Source organism: Actinopolymorpha sp. B11F2 (assembly GCF_040195635.1).
Classification (GTDB): domain Bacteria; phylum Actinomycetota; class Actinomycetes; order Propionibacteriales; family Actinopolymorphaceae; genus Thermasporomyces.
In genome coordinates this window covers 23,461-42,693 of the sequence record NZ_JBEFTX010000009.1, presented here as the reverse complement: position 1 = coordinate 42,693, position 19,233 = coordinate 23,461, and the positions used below count along the sequence as shown (strand labels likewise).

The window sequence follows — 19,233 nt, the reverse complement described above, 5'->3', positions numbered from 1 at the left end:
TCACGTGGCATCAACCGCCCCGGCGGGTCTTCCGTGGACGCCCACGCGGCCTATAGTCACCGAAGCGCAGTGCCCGAGTGCCGTCGAGAGCGGCACGCGACGTGGCAGGGCATCCACCCGAATGGTCAGGCGAGAAGGGGTGTCTCTTGACGAAGTACCTCAGGGGTCTTGCTGTCTTAGGCGTTCTGGCGCTTGTCGTCACCGCCTGTGGGAGCAGGCCAACCGAGAGCAACGAATCGGAGGGCTCGGGCGGCGAGAAACCGGCCGCGGACGCCAAGGACTTCCGCGCCTGCATGGTTTCGGACTCCGGCGGGTTCGACGACAAGTCCTTCAACCAGACGTCCTACAAGGGATTGCAGGACGCGGTGAGCGAGTACGGCATCGCAGAGTCGACAGCGGAGTCCGACTCTGACGGCGACTACCCGGAGAACATCTCCGGCATGGTCAATGCCAAGTGCAACGCGATCATCACCGTCGGCTTCAAGCTCGGCAACCAGACCGCGATCGCAGCGGCGGAGAACCCCGACGTGAAGTTCGGCATCGTCGACTTCGACATCAACGCCGTCGACCTCGAGGAGGTCAAGCTCGACAAGGCGCCCACCAACGTCAAGTCGCTGCTCTTCGACACGGCACAGTCGAGCTTCCTCGCCGGCTATCTCGCGGCCGGGATGTCGCAGACCGGCAAGGTCGGCACGTTCGGCGGACTGCCGATTCCGACGGTCACCATCTTCATGGACGGTTTCTCCGAGGGCGTGGCGTACTACAACGAGCAGAAGGGCAAGGACGTCCAACTGCTCGGCTGGAACGACAAGACCCAGAAGGGCCTTTTCACCAACGACTTCGAGAACAAGGGGATGGGCCGGAACACCGCCACGAACCTGATCAGCCAGGGCGCCGACATCATCTTCCCGGTGGCCGGTCCGGCTGGACTCGGTGGTCTGCAGGCCGCGAAGGCCTCCGGCGGCAAGGTCAACGCGATCTGGGTCGACACCGACGGCTGCAAGAGCGCGGCCGAATACTGCAGTGTGCTCCTCACCAGCGTCTACAAGGGCATGGACGTGGCGGTCAAGAACGTCATCACGACGACGTACGAAGACAAGTTCGACAACACGCCCTACGTCGGAACCCTGGAGAACAAGGGCACCGGACTGTCGCCGTACCACGAGTGGGACAGCAAGATCCCCGCCGAGCTCAAGGCCGAGATCGAGGAGATCGAGCAGCAGATCATCGACGGGACGATCCCCATCGAGTCCAAGGCGGTCCCGCAGGCGCAGTAACGGCCAAGGGACAGCGGTTCCCCGGAGATCCCAGGTATTTCGCGGTACGACACACGACGGCGGAGGAGCGGGAGCGTGCCATGAAGCTCGAGTTGCGCGGGCTGACCAAGCGTTTCGGCTCCCTCGTCGCGTGTGACCACATCGACCTCATTGTCGAGCCGGGCGAGATCCATTGCCTGCTTGGCGAAAACGGTGCCGGCAAGAGCACGCTGGTCAACATGCTCTACGGCCTGCTGCAACCCGACGAGGGAAGCATCGTCGTCGACGGTGAACCGCTCGTCTGCACCTCGCCGCGCGAGGCGATCGCCGCGGGCATCGGCATGGTGCACCAGCACTTCATGCTCGTTCCGGTCTTCACCGTCGCCGAGAACATCATGCTCGGGCGCGAACCCACCCGCGGGCTCGGCATGCTGGACCCGGCCGCTGCCAGCGAGCAGGTCCGCGATCTTTCGCAGCGGTACGGGCTCGAGGTCGATCCCCAGGCGATGGTCGAGGACATCCCGGTCGGGGTGCAGCAACGTGTCGAGATCCTCAAAGCCCTTGCCAACAACGCCAAAGTCCTCATCCTCGACGAGCCGACCGCAGTGCTCACCCCTCGCGAGATCGACGAACTCATCGAGGTGATGCGGGCGCTGAAGCAGGGCGGCACCTCCATCGTCTTCATCACCCACAAGCTCAAGGAGGTCAGGGCGATCGCGGACCGGATCACCGTGATCCGGCGCGGCAGGGTCGTCGAGACGGTCGACACCGACGCGACCGAGGGCGAGCTCGCCGAGCTGATGGTCGGTCGCCCGGTGCAGCTCACCGTTGACAAGGCGGACGCGACGCCGGCAGGTCCCAAGCTGCGCGTCGAGAACCTCCAGGTGGTCGACGCGCAGGCCTGCCTTGCCGTGGACGACGTGTCGTTCGAGGTCAACGGAGGCGAGATCCTCGGTATCGCAGGCGTCCAGGGCAACGGCCAGACCGAACTCGTCGAGGCGCTGGTCGGCCTGACGAGCATCGCCGGTGGCTCGATCGAGCTGGCCGGTCGCGAGCTCACCGGTGCCAGCCCGGGCGACCGCCTGGAAGCGGGCATCGGCTACATCCCCGAGGACCGGGCCCATGACGGATTCGTCGGTACGTTCTCGGTGGCGGAGAACCTCGTCCTCGACCTGTTCCGGCGAGCTCCGTTCGCCAAGCAGGGCAGGCTTTCGCTCGCCGAGGTCCGCGCGAATGCCGCCCTCCGCATCGAGGAGTTCGACGTACGCACCGAATCCGCGGAGACCGCGGTGAGCGCGCTCTCCGGTGGAAACCAGCAGAAGGTCGTCCTCGCCCGGGCGCTGTCACGACCTTTGGAGCTCCTGATCGCCGCGCAGCCGACGAGGGGCCTCGACGTCGGTTCCATCGAGTTCGTCCACCAACGGATCGTGCGCGAACGCGACCAGGGGACGGCCATCCTCATCGTGTCGACCGAGTTGGAGGAGATCGTCGCCCTCGCCGACCGGGTCGCGGTGATGTACCGCGGCCGGATCGTCGGCATCGTCGGTCCCGACACTCCCTGGGACCAGCTGGGGCTGATGATGGCGGGCGTACCACCGGAGGCGGCGGCCACCGAGGCGGAGGAGCACCCGACCGTGCTCGGCTCACTGGAGGACGCGTCATGAGGCCGGCAGCGCTGCCGCTACGTGAGGTGGCCGTGAGCGTGGCAGCCGTCGTGCTGGCCCTGCTCGTCGGCGCGGTTCTCGTCATCGTCAGCAACGCGGAGGTACTGGCGACGTGGGGATACTTCCTCGCGTACCCACCGGACGCCCTCGCCGCGTCGTGGACCGCCGTCGCCGATGCCTACTCCGCGCTGTTCTTCGGTGCGGTCGGCGGATGGCGGCCGCTCACCGAGACGCTCGTGCAGGCGACGCCGCTGATCTGTGCCGGTCTCGGCGTCTCGCTCGCGTTCAGGGCAGGGCTGTTCAACATCGGGGCGCAGGGACAGCTCATCGCCGGTGCGTTGTGCGCGGGGTGGGTGGGCTTCGCGGTGGACCTTCCGGTGGTGCTGCACCTGTGCGTAGCGGTGATCGCCGGCATCGCGGGCGGTGCGCTGTGGGGCGGTGTGGTCGGCCTGCTCAAGGCCCGTACCGGCGCCCACGAAGTCATCCTCACGATCATGCTCAACTACGTCGCGCTCTATCTCCTGCAATGGTTGCTGACGACCGACGCCCTGCAGCGACCTGGGCGCAACGACCCGATCAGTCCGGTCGTCGCCATGGCGGCGCAGTTCCCGCACTGGGCGGGCACCCGGTTGCATCTGGGCTTCGTCGTCGCCCTCGCCGCGGCCGCCGTGGTGTGGTGGCTGCTGGCCCGGTCGACGACCGGCTTCGAGCTCCGTGCCGTCGGCGCCAACCCGGACGCCGCCCGCACGGCCGGCATGAGCGTCGACCGCGCCTACACCGTCGCGATGCTCGTTGCCGGCGCGCTGGCGGGGCTGGCGGGTGCCCAGCAGGTGCTCGGCACCGACTACCCCCTGACGGACGGGATCGCCGGATCGATCGGCTTCGACTCCATCACCGTGGCGCTGCTCGGCCGGGCCTCACCGGCCGGCACGGTCGTCGCCGGCCTCGTCTTCGGTGCGTTGAACGCGGGCGGGTTGCAGATGCAGCTGCAGACCCAGACACCGCTGACCCTCACGACGGTGCTCCAGGCCACCATCGTGCTGTTCATCGCGGCACCCGCCCTCGTCAGGGCCGTGTTCCGGATCCGCGCCCGGGGCACCGGCACCGTTCTCGCGAAGGGGTGGACCGCATGAGCGTGAGGAGCCCCCGCGGAGGTACGGCGAGGTACGAGGTGTGCCGGAGCGAGGCACCGCAGCGGTCATGCAAAAAGGGGAAGAGCATGAGCGTGAGGAGCCCCCGCGGAGGTACGGCGAGGTACGAGGTGTGCCGGAATGAGGCACCGCAGCGGTCATGCGAAAGGGGAACCGCATGAGCCAGGCCGCACCCTCCACCACGGTTGCGCCGCCGCCTACTCCCGCCATGGCCATCGAGTCGCCGGACGAGCGCCGGCAACGGATCCGTACCGGCATCCTGATGCTGGTGCTCGCGGCCGTCGGCGCCGTCCTCGCGGTCTCCGCCTCGCCGGCGACGGTGACGTTCACGTTGTCGAGCCAGTTCTCCGAGCGGCCGCTGCCCAACCTCGGGCTCCCCGCGTTGCCTGTCGCGGTGACGCTCGCGGCCTACGCCGTGGTGGTCGCGCTCGTTCATCTCTTTCGCGGCCTTCCCCGGCGCTGGGCAGGCCTGCTGTGGGCCGGGTTCGGCCTCGCGTTCGTGGTGACGTTCCTGTGCTGGGCCGCCGCCGGCAAGACGTTCCCGTTGACCAACCAGCTCCAGGGCACGCTGAACGTCGCGACCCCGCTGATCCTGGGCGCGCTGGCCGGCGTGCTGTGCGAGCGGGCCGGTGTCATCAACGTCGCGATCGAGGGACAGTTCCTGGCGGGTGCGTTCGCGGCTGCGGTGCTTGCCACCGTGACCGGGAGCCTGCTGGCCGGGGTCGCTGCGGCTGTGGTGGCGGGGGTGCTGATCGCGGCGATGCTCGCGGTGTTCGCGATCCGCTACCGCGTCAACCAGGTGGTGCTCGGCGTCGTTCTCGTGGTGTTCGCCTCCGGCATCACCGGGTTCCTGTTCGACCAGGTAGCCGAGGGCAACGGCGACCGGTTCAACAACCCGGGCGTCCTGCCGGCCGTCCGCATCCCGCTGCTGGCCGACATCCCCGTCATCGGCGACACGTTCTTCCACCAGACGCTGCTGGTGTACGCGATGTACGCCGCGGTGGCGATCGTGACCTTCGTCCTCTTCAAGACCCGTTGGGGTCTGCGGGTCCGCGCGGTCGGCGAACATCCGCGCGCGGCGGACACCGTGGGCATCAGCGTCCTGCGGATGCGTTACCAGGCCGTCCTCGCGGGCGGGATCGCGGCCGGAATGGGTGGTGCGTTCTTCACCGTCGGGTTCACCGGCAGCTTCGACAAGGACCTCACGGCCGGACAGGGCTTCATCGCCCTGGCGGCTCTCATCATGGGCCGCTGGCATCCTCTCGGCGCGACGGTCGCCGCGCTGTTCTTCGGCTTCACCCAGCAGCTGCAGAACCAGCTGCAGATCATCGAGACCCCGATCCCTGGGGAGCTGCTGATCATGGCGCCGTACCTCGCGACCATCATCGCGGTCGCCGGACTCGTCGGCCGGGTACGCGCACCAAAGGCCGACGGTGAGCCGTACGTGAAATGATCTACGTATATGTGATCATTCCCGAATGATGCGCGGTAAATCTGCCGTGCCTCGTTGGGAATTGGCGTGCATCGTGACGAGAAGGCAGGCGGACGAACGACGTGGATGTGGACGTGGACTGGGCGGCGCTGCGCTCGGCGGCGCGGGACGCGATGGCCCGAGCCTATGCGCCGTACTCCCGCTTTCCCGTCGGGGCGGCCGCGCTCACCGACAGCGGCCGGATCGTGGTCGGCTGCAACGTCGAGAACGCCTCCTACGGCATGACCCTGTGCGCCGAGTGCGGACTGGTCTCCACGCTGCATGCGACGGGTGGTGGCCGGCTGGTGGCGTTCACCTGTTGCGACGGAGACGGTGGCCTCCTGATGCCATGCGGTCGCTGCCGGCAGCTGTTGTGGGAGCACGGCGGACCCGAACTGCAGGTCGATTCAGCGAACGGCGTAAGACCGCTGCGCGAGCTGCTTCCCGAAGCCTTCGGCCCGGACGATCTGAGGTCGGACCGGGGGTGAGTCCGACGGGGCGAGTCCGACGAAATGTGCACGGACGATCCGACCCGGCTGCGCGCCCGGAACGTTCCGACCCGGCTGCGCGCCCGGAACGATCCGAGCCGGCTGCGCCCGGACGATCTGATAGGAAGCTCCCGTGGGTGAGCAGGTCCGGCCAGAGTTGTTCGACGCCGTCGAGGTGATCCGCCGCAAACGCGATGGCGGCACCCTCTCCGACGCCCAGATCGACTGGGTGGTCGACGCCTACACCCGTGGTGTCGTTGCCGACGAGCAGATGGCCGCGCTGGCGATGGCGATCCTCCTCCGTGGCATGACCGCGGCCGAGATCGTCCGCTGGACCCATGCCATGATCGCGTCCGGCGAGCGCCTCGACTTCGCCGGCATCGGACGCCCCACGGTCGACAAGCACTCGACGGGCGGCGTCGGCGACAAGATCACCCTGCCGCTCGCACCGGTCGTCGCGGCGTGCGGCGCGGCCGTACCGCAACTCTCGGGCCGCGGCCTCGGCCACACCGGCGGCACCCTCGACAAGCTGGAGTCGATCCCGGGTTGGCGGGCGTCCCTGTCCTACGGCGACATCGTCCGGCAGCTCACCGACGTCGGCGCGGTCATCTGCGCGCCCACCGACACCCTCGCGCCGGCAGACCGCAAGCTCTACGCCCTGCGCGACGTGACTGGAACCGTCGAGTCGATTCCGCTGATCGCCAGTTCGATCATGAGCAAGAAGATCGCCGAGGGGACGTCAGCGGTGGTGCTCGACGTCAAGGTCGGCTCCGGTGCGTTCATGAAGAACGTCGACGATGCGCGCGCGCTCGCCACGACCATGGTCGAGCTGGGTATGGCCGCCGGGGTGCGGACGACCGCCCTCCTCACGTCGATGGACACGCCGCTGGGGCTCGCCGTCGGCAACGCGCTGGAGGTCCGCGAGGCTGTGGAGGTGCTCGGAGGCGGCGGCCCTCCCGACGTCATCGAGCTCACTGTCACGCTGGCGCGGGAGATGCTGGCCGCATGCGACATGTCCGGGGGCGTGGATCCGGCCAAAGTCCTCCAGGACGGTACGGCGATGGATGTCTGGCGGCGGATGATCCAGGCTCAGGGCGGCGATCCGGCAGCGGCCCTGCCCAGGGCGCCGGAGACTCACGTGGTCTACGCACCGGCCGAGGGTGTGCTGGTCCAGCTCGACGCCTACGCGGTGGGTGTCGCGGCATGGCGACTCGGGGCGGGCCGCTCTCGCAAGGAGGCTCCCGTGTCAGCCTCGGCGGGGGTGGAACTGCATGTGAAACCTGGTGCGTACGTCCGCGCCGGCCAGCCACTGCTCACGCTGCACGCCGAGGATCCGGCGCATTTCGACCGCGCCGTCGCCGCGTTGGACGGCGGGATCGTGGTCGCGCCGGACGGCGCTCGGCCGCACCAGTCACTCGTGCTCGACCGGCTCGGTTGACCCGCGTCGGCTGAGGCGCATCGGCTGGGGCGCATCGGTTGAGGCGCATCGGTTGAGGGTCATCGGTTGAGGTATCGGGTGCGGACCCGTGGTGACCGGACGTCGGGGAGGGCCTTATGCCCTGATCATGACCGTGATCATGAAGGCTGCGAGGAGCTATGGCCCGGGGAGTCCTCATGATCACCGACGGGAACAGGTAGCGTCCACGCGCCCGAGGTGGTCCGGGATGCGTCTGGCGAGCGGCCAGCCACGGGCACGGTGGAGCTGGCCAGGCCACCTGCCTGGGCGGGACCGAAGCCCTCGAGATCGGGACCGAAGCTCTCGAGATCGGGGCCGAAGCTCTCGAGATCGGGGCCGAAGCTCTCGAGATCGGGGCCGGGGAGGTCAAGGGCGCCGAGGTCCGGGACGCCGGGGTCCGGGACGCCGGGGTCCGGGACGGCGAGGTCCGGGGCGCCGAGATCCGGCGCATGGAGGTCCGGCGCATGGAGGTCGGGTGCATGGAGAGGGATATCAGTCCGCGCGTGCGGCAGTCGCAACCGACGTCGCGGCGTGTGACGGGCCCAGAGTTGGTCGATCGGGGCTGAGAGGGCGACCAGCGTGAGCGTGACGAACACCACGATCCCGAACGACGCCACCGGGTGCTGTCCGCCAGCCATCCACCACGGGGTGGCCGCGTTGGCGGCGAACAGCCCGCCGACGACCACCAGCCCGGCCCGGACGTAGTACTGCCATCGGACCGTCGTCCCGCCCGCCTCGGCCGAGCCGGCCGCCGGCAACTCCGTCGCGCCAGCTGGTGCCGACGGGCGCAGTCGGGCGTACGCCAGGATCCCTGCGTACCCCACTCCCAGCGCCACGGCGCCAACCGCGGGCATCCGGTGCGTCGGAACGCCGAGCAGGCCAAGACCCACGAGCAGCTCGGCCCATCCCGCGATCCGAATCGCCGTCGTCGCGGGCCCTTCGCCCATCAGGGGCGGCAACAAGGCGTGGGCAGCGGTCTGCTGGCTCGCCGAGCGGTCGAGCAGCGTCGTCGCGCCGATCCAGGTGAGGAGTACGCCGAGGACGAGCGGTGTCAGGTCTCGAACAAGAGCCAGCATCCAACCCCCAATCACCGTGCCGGCCTTGAAGGTGAGCGAAAGTAACTTACCTGTCAAGGTGCTGTGCCGACATTGACCTACCCATTGTGGTCAGGGTCTGCCGTCACCCGCCCAGGCCGCGCCGCCGACGCCGTAGCAGTTACCCCCGAGCCGGCGTACGTTCCATGATCATGAAGGAAAAGCGGCACATGACCCCCAGAACCCTCATGATCACGATCATGATCACCCGGTCGGGACAGCCCGCGCCCTGTCTCACACGGTTGCCGACGCCCAGCGGGCGGCGCAACCCAACGTTTGGGGGAGTACTCCACGAGCACGCTGCCAGCCTGGCCAGGTGGCAGCGAGTCCGGCGCCCGAGGATGCTGCCACGCTCAACCGGATCGTGCGCGGTCTCCGCGGTTCCCTCACCTGACCGCCCGGCCCGGGGACGCACGCCCCCACGTGCCCAGGCGCCGCCCGAAAGCTGGCCGCGACCGGACGTGAGACGGCGTATCGTCACGCTATGAAGGTCACTGCCCACGAGATCGCCCGGGCCCCGAAAGTTCTGCTCCATGATCACCTCGACGGCGGGCTGCGTCCGCAGACGGTCCTCGAGCTGGCGGCGGAAGTGGGGCACGAGCTGCCCGCGCCAACGGCGCCCGACCTGGGGCAGTGGTTCCGGGAGTCCGCGGACTCCGGGTCGCTCGAGCGCTACCTCGACACGTTCGTCCACACGGTGGGCGTTCTCCAGACTCCGGAGGCGCTTGCCCGGGTCGCCGCGGAAGCTGCCTTCGACCTGGCGCAGGACGGTGTGGTCTACGCGGAGGTCCGGTACGCCCCTGAACAACACCTGCAGGCAGGGCTCAGCCTGCCGGCGGTGGTCGAGGCCGTACGCGACGGCTTCGCCGAGGGTGAGAAGCGGGCAGCCGTCGCCGGTCGGCCCATCGTCGTACGCCAGATCCTGACCGCTCTGCGGCATGCGGCCCGGTCGCGGGAGATCGCCGAGCTGGTCGTGCACTACCGCGACCAGGGCGTGGTCGGGTTCGACATCGCGGGAGCTGAGGCGGGCTACCCGCCGACCCGGCACCTCGACGCGTTCGAGTACCTCCAGCGTGAGAACGCCCACTTCACCATCCACGCCGGCGAAGGGTTCGGCCTTCCTTCGATCTGGCAGGCGATCCAGTGGTGCGGCGCCGACCGGCTCGGTCACGGCGTACGCATCGTCGACGACATCGAGGTCAGCGCCGACGGGACCGCGCGTCTCGGCCGGCTCGCTGCGTATGTCCGCGACAAGCGGATCCCCCTCGAGCTCTGCCCCACGTCCAACGTCCAGACCGGTGCGGCACCTTCGCTCGCGCAGCATCCGTTCGGCCTGTTGACCCGGCTACGGTTCCGGGTGACGGTCAACACCGACAACCGGCTGATGAGCGGAACGTCGATGGGGCAGGAGTTCGCCGCCCTCGCCGAGGCGTTCGACTACGACCTGAACGACTTCGCGTGGTTCACCGTCAACGCGATGAAGAGCGCGTTCCTGCCGTTCGACCAGCGGCTCGCGCTGATCAACGACGTCATCAAGCCGGGGTATGCCGGGCTCGCTGCCGAGCGGGCGTTCGCCCAGATGCAGCGGCCTGTCGACGAACGCTGAACGAATTTCCGGGACCTTCGCGGAAGCCAAATCCCGCCGGATGGCGCATCCTTGAAGCACATAAGCGCGTGCAGAGGATGGGGCATGGCGGGCGGACGGGTGTTGGACTGGCTGGGGCAGGCGTTACGCAAGGGCATGGGCCCGACCCCCAACTGGAATGCGGCTACGGCCGGCATGCAACCAGCACAACGCCCAATCGAACGCCTGGCCGCCGATCTGCATCGGCTCGGCGAGGAAATCATGCGCCTGCACGCCGACCGGCGGGTGTCCGCCCGGGCGTTCCACCTGCACGTCACCGAACTCGCCTACGACGACACGCTGCTGCTTGCCTGCCGCGCCCTCGAGGTCGAGACACGGGGCGCGCGGAGCCCGTTGTCAGGCGTACGCCGGATGGAGCTCGAGATCGAACTCGCCCGCCGGGGCCTGCGCTGGTAGGGCACCCATTCATGCGGCCCCTGTCCCCGATGAGGGGACCCCACCTCAGGTGTCGTCCCGCGGGATGAGGATCCACAGCACGATGTAGAGGATCACCTGCGGCCCGGGTAGGAGGCAGGACAAGATGAACGCCAGCCGCACGAACCAGCGCGGCAGGCCGAACCGGTCGGCGAGCCCGGCGCAGACGCCAGCGATGACCTTTCCCCTGCGCGGGCGGACCAGGCGGGCCATGCGGAAGTCCTTTCCTCGACTGTCCTTACCCGGTAAGACGAGCCGCCCGCACGGAGTGTTTCCTGCGTACGCCGAAGTCGGGGACAGGCGAGGGTTCTCCCTGACTACGCCGGCCTGATGCGCGATCCCGATGTCCAGGCCGGCTACCGGGTGGTGAAGGCACCACCGTTGACGTGAATCGTCTGGCCGGTGATGTGCCTCGCACCGGGCGATGCGAGGAAGTAGGCGGTTTCGGCGATGTCGTCCGGAGTGCCCGGCCGCTTGTCGTGAGTCTCCTGCACGAGAGCTCGGTGGCGTTCGTCGGTCATCTTGCCTCGGAAGAAGTTGGTGCCCTCGATGTATCCGGCGGAGATGACATTGCTGGTGACGCCGCGCGGGCCGACCTGGGCGGAGAGAGACGCGTTCCAGGCTGCGAGGGCGGCCTTGGACGCGCCGTACGCACCCCCGCGACGCTCGGCCCCGATCGAACCGATGCTCAGGATCGAGCCGCCCCGGTCGAGCTTCGCCTGGACCGAGGCGGTGGTGAGGACCGCGCTGAGCAGGTTCTGGGCAAGACTCGACTGCCACTCGGCGGCCAGTGTGTCCAGCGGATCCGGGGCGGTCGAGCCGGGGCCGGTGGGGTCCACCTCGGCCAGGCCGCCGGCGGCATTGACGAGGACGTCGAGCCGTTCGCCGAGTTGCGAACTCAGGGACGACACCTGGTCGGGCCGGGTGGCGTCGCAGACGAGGCCGTGGACCTCGAGTGCTTTCGCGGCCGCCTCCACCGTGTTGGTGTGGCGCCCGGTGATGAAGACCTCGGCGTCGTCAGCGGCGAACCGAGCGGCCACGGCGCGCCCGATGCCGCTGGTACCGCCGGTGACGAGAACGATGCGGGTCAAGGCTCCTCCTGCCTCCTGGTACGTTTAGGTCTAAACATAGCGGAGACGAGGAGTATGCGCCGTGGCCGACCACCCCGCCCCGGGGGATGCTGGTTCGCCCGTGGAGAGTCCCGGCTCCCCCGCCGATGCTGCCGGCTCGCCCGCCGATGCTGGCTCACCGCTAGGAGCCGTTTCGCCGTATCCGGCCGCGGAGATCGCCGCAGCCTGGCAACGCGAACGCCCGGGCACCCCGACAGACTCCATCGAGATCGTGACACCCCTCTGGCGCCTTGCGAAGCTCTTCGCGGACGACCGCAACCGGGTGCTACGGAAGGCGGGAATCGACGCGGCGACGCTGGACCTGCTGTCCGTGATCCGCCGCGCGGGTCCGCCGTACGCCCTCACGACCCGACAGATCGCGGAGCGGACGCTGGTGACGGCCGGCGCGATCTCTCAACGCGTAGCGCGGGCCGAACGCGATCGACTCGTCCGGCGCGCCCCGGCACCGACCGGCCGCCGTACCGTCCTCGTGTCGTTGACGGCCGACGGGCACGCCCTCATCGAACGTTCGGTCGACGCGGTACTCGCGCGCGAAGCCTCGCTCGTCAGCAGCCTGTCCGCGAAAGAGCGCGACACACTCATCGCCCTGCTCGCGAAACTCACGGCCGACGTCAGGTCGCGCACCCTCGACGTCAGCTCAGCAGGTCCACTCGACGTCAGCTCCGCTGATCCAGATGCGCCGTGAGGACGGGGAGCACGGCCTGCCACCCGGCTGCCGCCGCTTTCACGTCGGCCGTGGCCAGCGCCTGGGCGGCACCCGGCCGGTCCTGGGCCAGGTCGACGGCACAGGAGATCACGAACCTGCCGGCCGGCGACTCGGGGCTGAGCAGTTCCGCGAGGTCGGTCCAGCCACCCCAGTCGGCCAGTCGCGACAGCTCGGTCCAGGCGCTCACCAGCTTGTCGGCGGCCTCGTGGTCCATCTCCTCGGTGAGGGAGTCGGCGACGAGCACGAGGTCGAAGATGGAGTCGTCGTGCGGGGTGAGGCTGACGTCCGGACGGTCAAGGACGCTCAGCAGGTTGAGCGCCACCTCACCGCCGCGTCCGTCGCTCAGGCCGGCGACCGGACCGGACGTGAGGTCGGTACGCATCCGGTCGAGGTCGGTCCAGACCGTCAACCGGGGGGTGCCTGCGTCGTCGGGCGTACCCGCATAGTGCGGGATGCCGTCATGCAAGCTCGTGCTGCGTACGGCGTAGAACCCCTCCTCGGCAAGGCCGAACCACAACGTCATCGCGTCGGTGGCGTCCTCGAGCGGTACCGAGCCGTCGCCCTCCTCGCTGACCGCGGCACTACCGGCAGCGCCGCCCAGCAACGGTGAGCTACTGACCGGCGACTCCGGAAGGTCCGGGACGACGATTCGGCGGGAGACCTCGGCGAGACACCACGACCAGTTCGCGTCGAGGATCTCGACAACGTGCTTGCGGTGGTGCGCCGCGCGGAAGATCGACAGCACCTCATCGCCGGAAGCGAGCTTGCTGATGTCCTCGTCGTCGTGCAGCGCCTGCGCGTGCGGGTCGTCGACGTCCATGTAGTCGAGCAGGTCGAGCATCAGCGCGAGCGTCGACCCGAGGGAGGCCTGTTCGTCGGCGTCGAGTTCGCCGTCGGCGATCTCCGGCAGGTTGATGAGGTCGTACGAACACAGTTTGCGGGCGTACTCCTCCGCCGGCCAGATCCGCAGCGGCCGCAGGTGCTGGCTCGGCGACAGGTCGGTCTGGGTGCTGGAGTCGACGAAACTGACGAGGTCGTCGAGGGTACGGAAGCCGTAGACCTGGCCCTTCGTGCCGAGGAAGCCGGCGGAGCCGTCGTCGGCGGTGTACCACCCCGGCTGGTACAACGTGAATCGCTTGCCGCCGGTGATGGTCAGCTCGAGCGGCACGATCGGATCGTTCAGGAATTCTGTCGTCACAGCGTTACATCCCGGTCTTATCTGCCGATGGGGTGCCAGACGGTCTTGGTTTCGAGGTAGGCCGTCATCCGATCGAGGCCCGGCTCGGCGTACCAGTCCGGACGTTCGTGGTCGAGCGGCGGCCGCGTCACGCGCTTGAGGTTATCGGCAGCCGCCCCCTCGAGTTCAGCCGCCACCTTCGGATCGTCGACTCCGGTGAGATCGATGCCGTCCACGTCCATGTGGCTGGCGAGCCACGGAGCGACCTCGGCGACCCGCCCGGTGAGGAGGTTGACGACCCCGCCGGGCAGGTCGCTCGTCGCCAGCACCTCGGCCAGGGTGACCGCCGGCAGGGGGGTGCGTTCGGCGGCGAGGACGACACAGGTGTTGCCGGTGACAATCACCGGGGCGACGACGCTGACCAGGCCGAGCAGGCTGGAGTCCTGTGGGGCGACGACGGCCACCACCCCGGTGGGTTCGGGGAGGGAGAAGTCGAAGTACGGCCCGGCGACCGGGTTCGACCCGCCGACGACCTGGGCGATCTTGTCCGACCATCCGGCGTAGGACACCCAGCGGTCGATGCTCTCGTCCACCTGCGCGATGGCGCGCTCGGTGTCGAGTCCCTCACCGGCGGCAACCTCGGCGACGAACTGCTGGCGCCTACCGTCCAGCATCTCGGCGATCCGGTAGAGGATCTGGCCGCGGTTGTAGGCGGTCGCCCCAGACCAGCCGCCGAACGCCTTCCGCGCTGCCACCACGGCGTCGCGGGCGTCCTTGCGCGAGGCGAGCGCGGCGTTGGCGACGAACCGGCCGCCGGCGTCGTGGACCGCGTAGCTACGGCCCGACTCGCTGCGCGGGAACGCGCCGCCGACGAAGAGCTTGTACGTCTTGCGCACGTCCATGCGTTCGGGTCTCGTCGGCTGTTCAGGCATCGAGGTACGCCTCCAGGCCGTGTCGGCCGCCTTCGCGCCCATAACCGGATTCCTTGTAACCGCCGAACGGCGACGTGGGATCGAACCGGTTGAACGTGTTCGCCCACACCACCCCGGCCCGGAGCTTGTCGGCCATCCAAAGAATGCGCGAACCCTTTTCGGTCCAGACGCCGGCGGACAGTCCGTACGGCGTGTTGTTGGCCTTCTCCACCGCCTCTTCTGGCGTACGGAAAGTGAGAATGGAAAGCACCGGCCCGAAGATTTCCTCGCGCGCGATCCGGTGTGCCTGGGTCACTCCGGTGAAAATGGTCGGCGCGAACCAGTAGCCACGATCGGGTAGTGCGCAGGGTGCCGACCAGCGTTCGGCACCTTCGGATTCGCCGGCGTCGCTGAGCATCCTTATCTTCTCCAGTTGCTGGGGAGAATTGATCGCGCCGACGTCGGTGTTCTTGTCGAGCGGATCACCGACGCGCAGTGTGCCCATCCGCCTTTTGAGCCTGGCGAGCACGTCGTCGTAGACGCTTTCCTGCACGAGGAGGCGGGAGCCGGCGCAACACACGTGGCCCTGATTGAAGAAGATGCCGTTGACGATGCCTTCGACGGCCTGGTCGAGTGCTGCGTCGTCGAAGACAATGTTGGCGGCCTTTCCGCCGAGTTCAAGGGTGAGGCGTTTCCGGGTGCCGGCGAGAGCGCGGGCGATGGCCTTTCCCACCTCCGTCGATCCGGTGAAGGCTATTTTGTCGATCCCGTGATGAGTGGTGAGTGCCTGCCCAGTTTCGCCGGCACCGGTCACGATGTTGACCACACCGGGCGGCAGGTCGGCTTGCTGGCAGATCTCGGCGAACATCAACGCGGTAAGTGGTGTCGTCTCGGCCGGCTTCAGTACGACGGTGTTGCCGCACGCCATGGCTGGCGCGATTTTCCAGGCCAGCATGAGGAGGGGAAAATTCCACGGGATGACCTGGCCGGCGACGCCGATCGGCAACGGATTCGGGCCGAGGCCCGCGTACGCGAGTTTGTCCGCCCACCCGGCGTAGTAGAAGAAGTGCGCGGCAACCAGGGGGATGTCGACATCGCGGGACTCGCGGATCGGTTTGCCGTTGTCGAGCGACTCGAGCACGGCGAGTTCGCGGGCCCGTTCCTGGATCAGACGCGCGATCCTGAAGAGATACTTGCCGCGGTCGCGCCCGGACATCGTGGACCAGGTGTCGGAGTAGGCGGTGCGCGCGGCGGCGACGGCGCGGTCGACGTCGCGCGGCCCCGCCTGCGTCACCTCGGCCAGCACTTCCGCGGTCGCCGGGCTCACGGTCTTGAACGGACCGCCGTCGACCGACTCGACGAACTCGCCGCCGATGAACAGGCCGTACGACGGGGCGAGGTCGACGATCGCCCGCGACTCCGGAGCCGGGGCGTAGTCGAACCTGGGCATGGCAGGCGCCCCCCTTTACATCCAGCGTGATGTCCGGCGTGATGCAGCGTGTCGGCTCGAGGGTGATCCCGGGGTGAACGGGAACGGACCCGTGTCTACCACCCTAAGCCCGGCGGGACGACCGGCCAGGGTGCGGCGCCGGACGGCGCCGCGGGGCCGCCTCGCGGACGTCGACCTTGGCGGCGTTCGACCATGATCATGAGGGAGAAACGGGGCGCGTTCTGCGTGGGAATCGCCCAGTTTCTCTCGCATGATCATGGCGGGGCGGCCTGTCTTCGGGCTGCGTACGGTGGACGGTCCAATGGTCGCCAGCCCCGCGAAACGGTCCAGGACCGCGACCGCAGCTGCGACGTTCCTGGTCAGTCGAGGGTGAAGTAGTCAGGACCTGCGTACCGGCCCGTCCGCATCTTCGTTCGCTGCATCAGCAGGTCGTTGAGCAGGCTGGACGCGCCAATCCGGAAGCCGGCCGGATCGAGCCAGTCCTCGCCGGCGGTCTCGTTCACGAGGACGAGGTAGCGGATCGCGTCCTTGGCCGTACGAATGCCGCCCGCCGCCTTCACCCCCACCAGCCGGCCGGTGGCGTCGCGGAAGTCGCGCACCGCCTCCAGCATCACCAGCGTGACCGGCAGGGTCGCGGCCGGCGACACCTTGCCCGTGCTGGTCTTGACGACGTCGGCCCCGGCCAGCATGGCGAGCCAGCTCGCGCGACGTACGTTGTCGTAGGTCGCCAACTCGCCGGTCTCCAGGATCACCTTGAGATGCGCCTCGCCGGAGGCCGCTTTGATGGCGACGATCTCGTCGTACACGGTGGCGAACCGCCCGGCGAGGAACGCTCCACGATCGATCACCATGTCGATCTCGTCGGCGCCGGCCGCTACCGCGTCGGCCGTCTCGCGCACTTTGACGTCGAGACTGGACCGCCCTGACGGGAACGCCGTCGCGACGCTCGCCACCTTGACGGTGCTGCCGGCGAGGGCGGCCTTCACCGTGGGTACGAGGTCGGGGTAGATGCATACGGCGGCGACGGGTGGGCAGGTCGGATCGGCCGGGTCCGGACGCTGGGCCTTCGCGCAGAGCGCCCGCACCTTGCCGGGCGTGTCCTGGCCCTCCAGCGTGGTGAGGTCGATCATCGTCACGGCCAGGTCGAGGGCGAACTCCTTCGCCGACGTCTTGATCGACCGGGTGGCCAGCGTGGCCGCCCGCGCCTCCGCGCCCACCTGGTCGACGCCTGGCAAGCCCGCCAGAAACGCGCGCAGACTCGCATCGGAACCGGTGATCGCCGAGATCCGTTCCGGCGACAGCGCGGCGGTCATGGTCACCCGCCAGAGTCTATGTCGCGTACAGGTCCCGCCTCAGGGCTCCGCGTCCGCCGCAGTCGCCTTGATCGGCGCCCAACGTGTCGGGAACCGGACAGTCCGTGAGCGTGAGACATCCCCGGGCTGGCCGAAAGTGGCCACTGCCGAGCAAGCGCTGATTCTCTGCAACCGGGTGCCGAGCAGGCGTGTATAAAGATCCGTCACGCACGTGGCGCCTGGCGCCGGCGGCTGGACGTTTCTCACGGGGGTTCACGGATCATCTCAGTTTCCTCGAAAGGGAACCATGAACGCCAGTCCTCCTTTTCAGCGTCGCCTCTCCGGCGCCGCACGCAGCATCGGCACGCTGATGCTCGGCCTCCTCCTCGCCGTCATCGGCGCACTCCTCCTCGTCCAGCCCGCGGCAGCCGACCACCAGCCGGCGGGCGCCAATGGCTCGGTCAAGATCGACGGCACTCCGGTCGATGCGGACCCGTCCAACGAACCGCACGTGGTCTGCGGCTTCGATCTGCAGTTCTTCGGGTTCGATCCTGAACCCGGCACCAACACGGCCGACGTGACCTTCAACGTCTGGTCCCCGACCAATCCCACGCCTCCGGTGGTGGTGCCACTCACGGACAAGGGACGCTCGTCGTTCGACTTCGTGGGAGGAAACGATCCGAGCAACGTCCTCAACCACACCGAGTCCTACGAACTCGACCTCACCGGTCTCGAGGTGAACGACAAGGGCCAGGTGCACATCAAGGTCGACGTCACCGTGACCGACGCGGGCGGCAAGGTCGCGTTCCACAAGTACAAGGTGTTCTGGGTGCAGGCGTGCGGCACCGAGCCGACGCCGGAGCCGACCGACACGCCCACCCCGGAGCCGACGGTGACCGACACACCGAGCCCGGAGCCGACGGTGACCGAGACGCCGGAGCCGACCGACAGTCCTGAGCCGACACCTTCGGACAGCCCGGCACCGACAAGCACACCCGTGCCGGGCCCGGGTCCGACCGCGTTCGAGGGTGGTTTCGGCGGTAGTGGTGACGGACCGGCAGGGGGTCTCGGTTCGGTTGCCCTTCTCGGTTGGGTTGTCCTGTTCACCGGCCTGGCGGTGATGGCGCTCGGCGGATTCCGGCTTGTCAGGCCGGCGCACCAGGGTGGACATGGCGCCGCCTAAGGCAGCGCGTTGGCTGTTCCTCGCCGTCGGCATCGTGCTGGCGGTGACGGGATGCTTCCTCGCGAGTGGGTCCCTGCCCGGGGCCCACTCCGGGGAAGACTCGAACTCCGGGGGCAGTGCCAGGTCAGGGGCCGCGGAGGCTGAGGACCAGGCCACGGTGCATCGAGATCGAGCTGAGGCAGGTGTCCCGTCCCGGATCGAGATTCCCCGGCTGCACGTCAGTGCTCCGGTCCAGGGCATCAGCATGAGTAATGACCCGGCGAGCAAGAAGTACCGCACTCTTGTCCCGCCCAGTGATCCCGCCACCGTCGGTTGGTGGCAGGACGGTCCGATCCCTGGTGCAGGCGTGGGCAGTTCGCTGATCGTGGGTCACACCCTGAAGCGACAGGGTGTCGAAGGCGTGGGCGGCGGAGCCCTCGGATATGCCGCCCGGTTGCGGCAAGGCGACGACGTCGACGTCTACACCAACCGTGGTGTGGTCAGGTACGAGGTCACCAGGGTGGTCCCGGACAAGGCGTTCGAGCAGGTGGCCGAGGAGGCGAAGGCGATCGACGACCGGCACTTCCCGGGCGGGAGGCTGGTCCTCATCACCTGCTGGTACGACGGCTCACGCTTTACCGGGAACACGTTCGTCTTCGCCCAACCGGTCTGACCGACACGCACGCTCCGGGACGGATTTGATCGGGGGTGTCCGTTCAGCTCGTCTACGTCGGGGCGGTCAACACGGAAGTTCTCCCGTCGTCAT

18 protein-coding genes are annotated in these 19,233 nt (G+C 68.5%); 11 read left to right on the top strand and 7 right to left on the bottom strand.

Annotated features, from left to right (window positions below; genetic code table 11):
* Positions 1-146 precede the first annotated feature (146 nt).
* The 6 genes from ABN034_RS17415 to ABN034_RS17390 all read left to right on the top strand — a co-directional run bounded on the left by ABN034_RS17415 (position 147) and on the right by ABN034_RS17390 (position 7,468).
* Positions 147-1,277, top strand: a complete 1,131-nt coding sequence (locus tag ABN034_RS17415; protein WP_349692052.1) for a BMP family lipoprotein — start codon at positions 147-149, stop codon at positions 1,275-1,277.
* Positions 1,278-1,357: 80 nt separating this feature from the next.
* On the top strand, positions 1,358-2,920 hold the full coding sequence (locus ABN034_RS17410; protein WP_349692051.1) for an ABC transporter ATP-binding protein: 1,563 nt from the start codon (positions 1,358-1,360) through the stop codon (positions 2,918-2,920).
* Positions 2,917-4,053, top strand: a complete 1,137-nt coding sequence (locus ABN034_RS17405; RefSeq protein ID WP_349692050.1) for an ABC transporter permease — start codon at positions 2,917-2,919, stop codon at positions 4,051-4,053. The genes ABN034_RS17410 and ABN034_RS17405 overlap by 4 nt, the downstream gene beginning before the upstream one ends.
* Before the next feature lie 175 nt (positions 4,054-4,228).
* Positions 4,229-5,524 carry an ABC transporter permease gene (locus ABN034_RS17400; RefSeq protein ID WP_349692049.1) on the top strand — a complete coding sequence of 432 codons (1,296 nt, stop codon included), beginning with the start codon at positions 4,229-4,231 and terminating at the stop codon, positions 5,522-5,524.
* Between the two features lie 107 nt (positions 5,525-5,631).
* Positions 5,632-6,030, top strand: a complete 399-nt coding sequence (locus tag ABN034_RS17395; protein WP_349327328.1) for a cytidine deaminase — start codon at positions 5,632-5,634, stop codon at positions 6,028-6,030.
* 133 nt (positions 6,031-6,163) lie between these two features.
* The gene (locus ABN034_RS17390) at positions 6,164-7,468 is read left to right on the top strand and encodes a thymidine phosphorylase (protein WP_349692048.1); all 1,305 of its coding nucleotides are present in this window, start codon (positions 6,164-6,166) and stop codon (positions 7,466-7,468) included.
* Between the two features lie 137 nt (positions 7,469-7,605).
* Here ABN034_RS17390 and ABN034_RS17385 read toward each other — a convergent pair whose 3' ends face one another.
* The gene (locus ABN034_RS17385; RefSeq protein WP_349692047.1) at positions 7,606-8,562 is read right to left on the bottom strand and encodes a hypothetical protein; all 957 of its coding nucleotides are present in this window, start codon (positions 8,560-8,562) and stop codon (positions 7,606-7,608) included.
* 502 nt (positions 8,563-9,064) lie between these two features.
* On the opposite strand from ABN034_RS17385, the gene ABN034_RS17380 reads away from it, so the two are divergent.
* Both ABN034_RS17380 and ABN034_RS17375 read left to right on the top strand, forming a co-directional pair.
* Positions 9,065-10,186, top strand: coding sequence for an adenosine deaminase (locus ABN034_RS17380; RefSeq protein WP_349692046.1), 1,122 nt, complete (start codon positions 9,065-9,067; stop codon positions 10,184-10,186).
* Between the two features lie 84 nt (positions 10,187-10,270).
* A complete protein-coding gene (locus ABN034_RS17375; RefSeq protein WP_349692045.1) occupies positions 10,271-10,621 on the top strand; it encodes a hypothetical protein in 351 nt (116 codons plus the stop codon).
* A 45-nt stretch (positions 10,622-10,666) separates the two neighbouring features.
* On the opposite strand, the gene ABN034_RS17370 is transcribed toward ABN034_RS17375, so the two are convergent.
* Together ABN034_RS17370 and ABN034_RS17365 are read right to left on the bottom strand one after the other, a co-directional pair.
* On the bottom strand, positions 10,667-10,852 hold the full coding sequence (locus ABN034_RS17370) for a PspC domain-containing protein (protein ID WP_349692044.1): 186 nt from the start codon (positions 10,850-10,852) through the stop codon (positions 10,667-10,669).
* A gap of 143 nt (positions 10,853-10,995) precedes the next feature.
* Positions 10,996-11,730, bottom strand: coding sequence for an SDR family NAD(P)-dependent oxidoreductase (locus ABN034_RS17365; RefSeq protein ID WP_349692043.1), 735 nt, complete (start codon positions 11,728-11,730; stop codon positions 10,996-10,998).
* Positions 11,731-11,791: 61 nt separating this feature from the next.
* Between ABN034_RS17365 and ABN034_RS17360 the strand changes: the two genes are divergently transcribed.
* Positions 11,792-12,454, top strand: coding sequence for a MarR family winged helix-turn-helix transcriptional regulator (locus tag ABN034_RS17360; protein WP_349692042.1), 663 nt, complete (start codon positions 11,792-11,794; stop codon positions 12,452-12,454).
* Here the strand turns inward: ABN034_RS17360 and ABN034_RS17355 are convergent.
* From ABN034_RS17355 to deoC, 4 genes are all read right to left on the bottom strand, one after another.
* Positions 12,426-13,673 carry a SatS C-terminal domain-containing protein gene (locus tag ABN034_RS17355; protein WP_349692041.1) on the bottom strand — a complete coding sequence of 416 codons (1,248 nt, stop codon included), beginning with the start codon at positions 13,671-13,673 and terminating at the stop codon, positions 12,426-12,428. The two genes, ABN034_RS17360 and ABN034_RS17355, sit on opposite strands and share 29 nt — an antisense overlap.
* A 17-nt stretch (positions 13,674-13,690) precedes the next feature.
* Positions 13,691-14,584: an aldehyde dehydrogenase family protein gene (locus ABN034_RS17350; RefSeq protein ID WP_349692040.1), complete on the bottom strand. Its 894-nt coding sequence runs from the start codon at positions 14,582-14,584 to the stop codon at positions 13,691-13,693.
* Positions 14,577-16,013: an aldehyde dehydrogenase family protein gene (locus ABN034_RS17345; RefSeq protein WP_349692039.1), complete on the bottom strand. Its 1,437-nt coding sequence runs from the start codon at positions 16,011-16,013 to the stop codon at positions 14,577-14,579. The genes ABN034_RS17350 and ABN034_RS17345 overlap by 8 nt, the downstream gene beginning before the upstream one ends.
* Before the next feature lie 359 nt (positions 16,014-16,372).
* A complete protein-coding gene (deoC, locus tag ABN034_RS17340; protein WP_349692239.1) occupies positions 16,373-17,326 on the bottom strand; it encodes a deoxyribose-phosphate aldolase in 954 nt (317 codons plus the stop codon).
* 286 nt (positions 17,327-17,612) lie between these two features.
* On the opposite strand from deoC, the gene ABN034_RS17335 reads away from it, so the two are divergent.
* Both ABN034_RS17335 and ABN034_RS17330 read left to right on the top strand, forming a co-directional pair.
* Positions 17,613-18,488, top strand: coding sequence for a hypothetical protein (locus ABN034_RS17335; RefSeq protein ID WP_349692038.1), 876 nt, complete (start codon positions 17,613-17,615; stop codon positions 18,486-18,488).
* A complete protein-coding gene (locus tag ABN034_RS17330; protein WP_349692037.1) occupies positions 18,475-19,140 on the top strand; it encodes a class F sortase in 666 nt (221 codons plus the stop codon). The genes ABN034_RS17335 and ABN034_RS17330 overlap by 14 nt, the downstream gene beginning before the upstream one ends.
* Positions 19,141-19,233: the final 93 nt, after the last annotated feature.

What these genes read in the sequence shown, in the direction of transcription:
- deoC (WP_349692239.1), bottom strand. Translation starts at nt 17,326, where the DNA reads ATGACCGCCGCGCTGTCGCCGGAACGGATCTCGGCGATCACCGGTTCC.
- ABN034_RS17370 (WP_349692044.1), bottom strand. Translation starts at nt 10,852, where the DNA reads ATGGCCCGCCTGGTCCGCCCGCGCAGGGGAAAGGTCATCGCTGGCGTC.
- ABN034_RS17380 (WP_349692046.1), top strand. Translation starts at nt 9,065, where the DNA reads ATGAAGGTCACTGCCCACGAGATCGCCCGGGCCCCGAAAGTTCTGCTC.
- ABN034_RS17410 (WP_349692051.1), top strand. Translation starts at nt 1,358, where the DNA reads ATGAAGCTCGAGTTGCGCGGGCTGACCAAGCGTTTCGGCTCCCTCGTC.
- ABN034_RS17405 (WP_349692050.1), top strand. Translation starts at nt 2,917, where the DNA reads ATGAGGCCGGCAGCGCTGCCGCTACGTGAGGTGGCCGTGAGCGTGGCA.
- ABN034_RS17400 (WP_349692049.1), top strand. Translation starts at nt 4,229, where the DNA reads ATGAGCCAGGCCGCACCCTCCACCACGGTTGCGCCGCCGCCTACTCCC.
- ABN034_RS17345 (WP_349692039.1), bottom strand. Translation starts at nt 16,013, where the DNA reads ATGCCCAGGTTCGACTACGCCCCGGCTCCGGAGTCGCGGGCGATCGTC.
- ABN034_RS17385 (WP_349692047.1), bottom strand. Translation starts at nt 8,562, where the DNA reads ATGCTGGCTCTTGTTCGAGACCTGACACCGCTCGTCCTCGGCGTACTC.
- ABN034_RS17330 (WP_349692037.1), top strand. Translation starts at nt 18,475, where the DNA reads ATGGCGCCGCCTAAGGCAGCGCGTTGGCTGTTCCTCGCCGTCGGCATC.
- ABN034_RS17350 (WP_349692040.1), bottom strand. Translation starts at nt 14,584, where the DNA reads ATGCCTGAACAGCCGACGAGACCCGAACGCATGGACGTGCGCAAGACG.
- ABN034_RS17375 (WP_349692045.1), top strand. Translation starts at nt 10,271, where the DNA reads ATGGCGGGCGGACGGGTGTTGGACTGGCTGGGGCAGGCGTTACGCAAG.
- ABN034_RS17335 (WP_349692038.1), top strand. Translation starts at nt 17,613, where the DNA reads ATGAACGCCAGTCCTCCTTTTCAGCGTCGCCTCTCCGGCGCCGCACGC.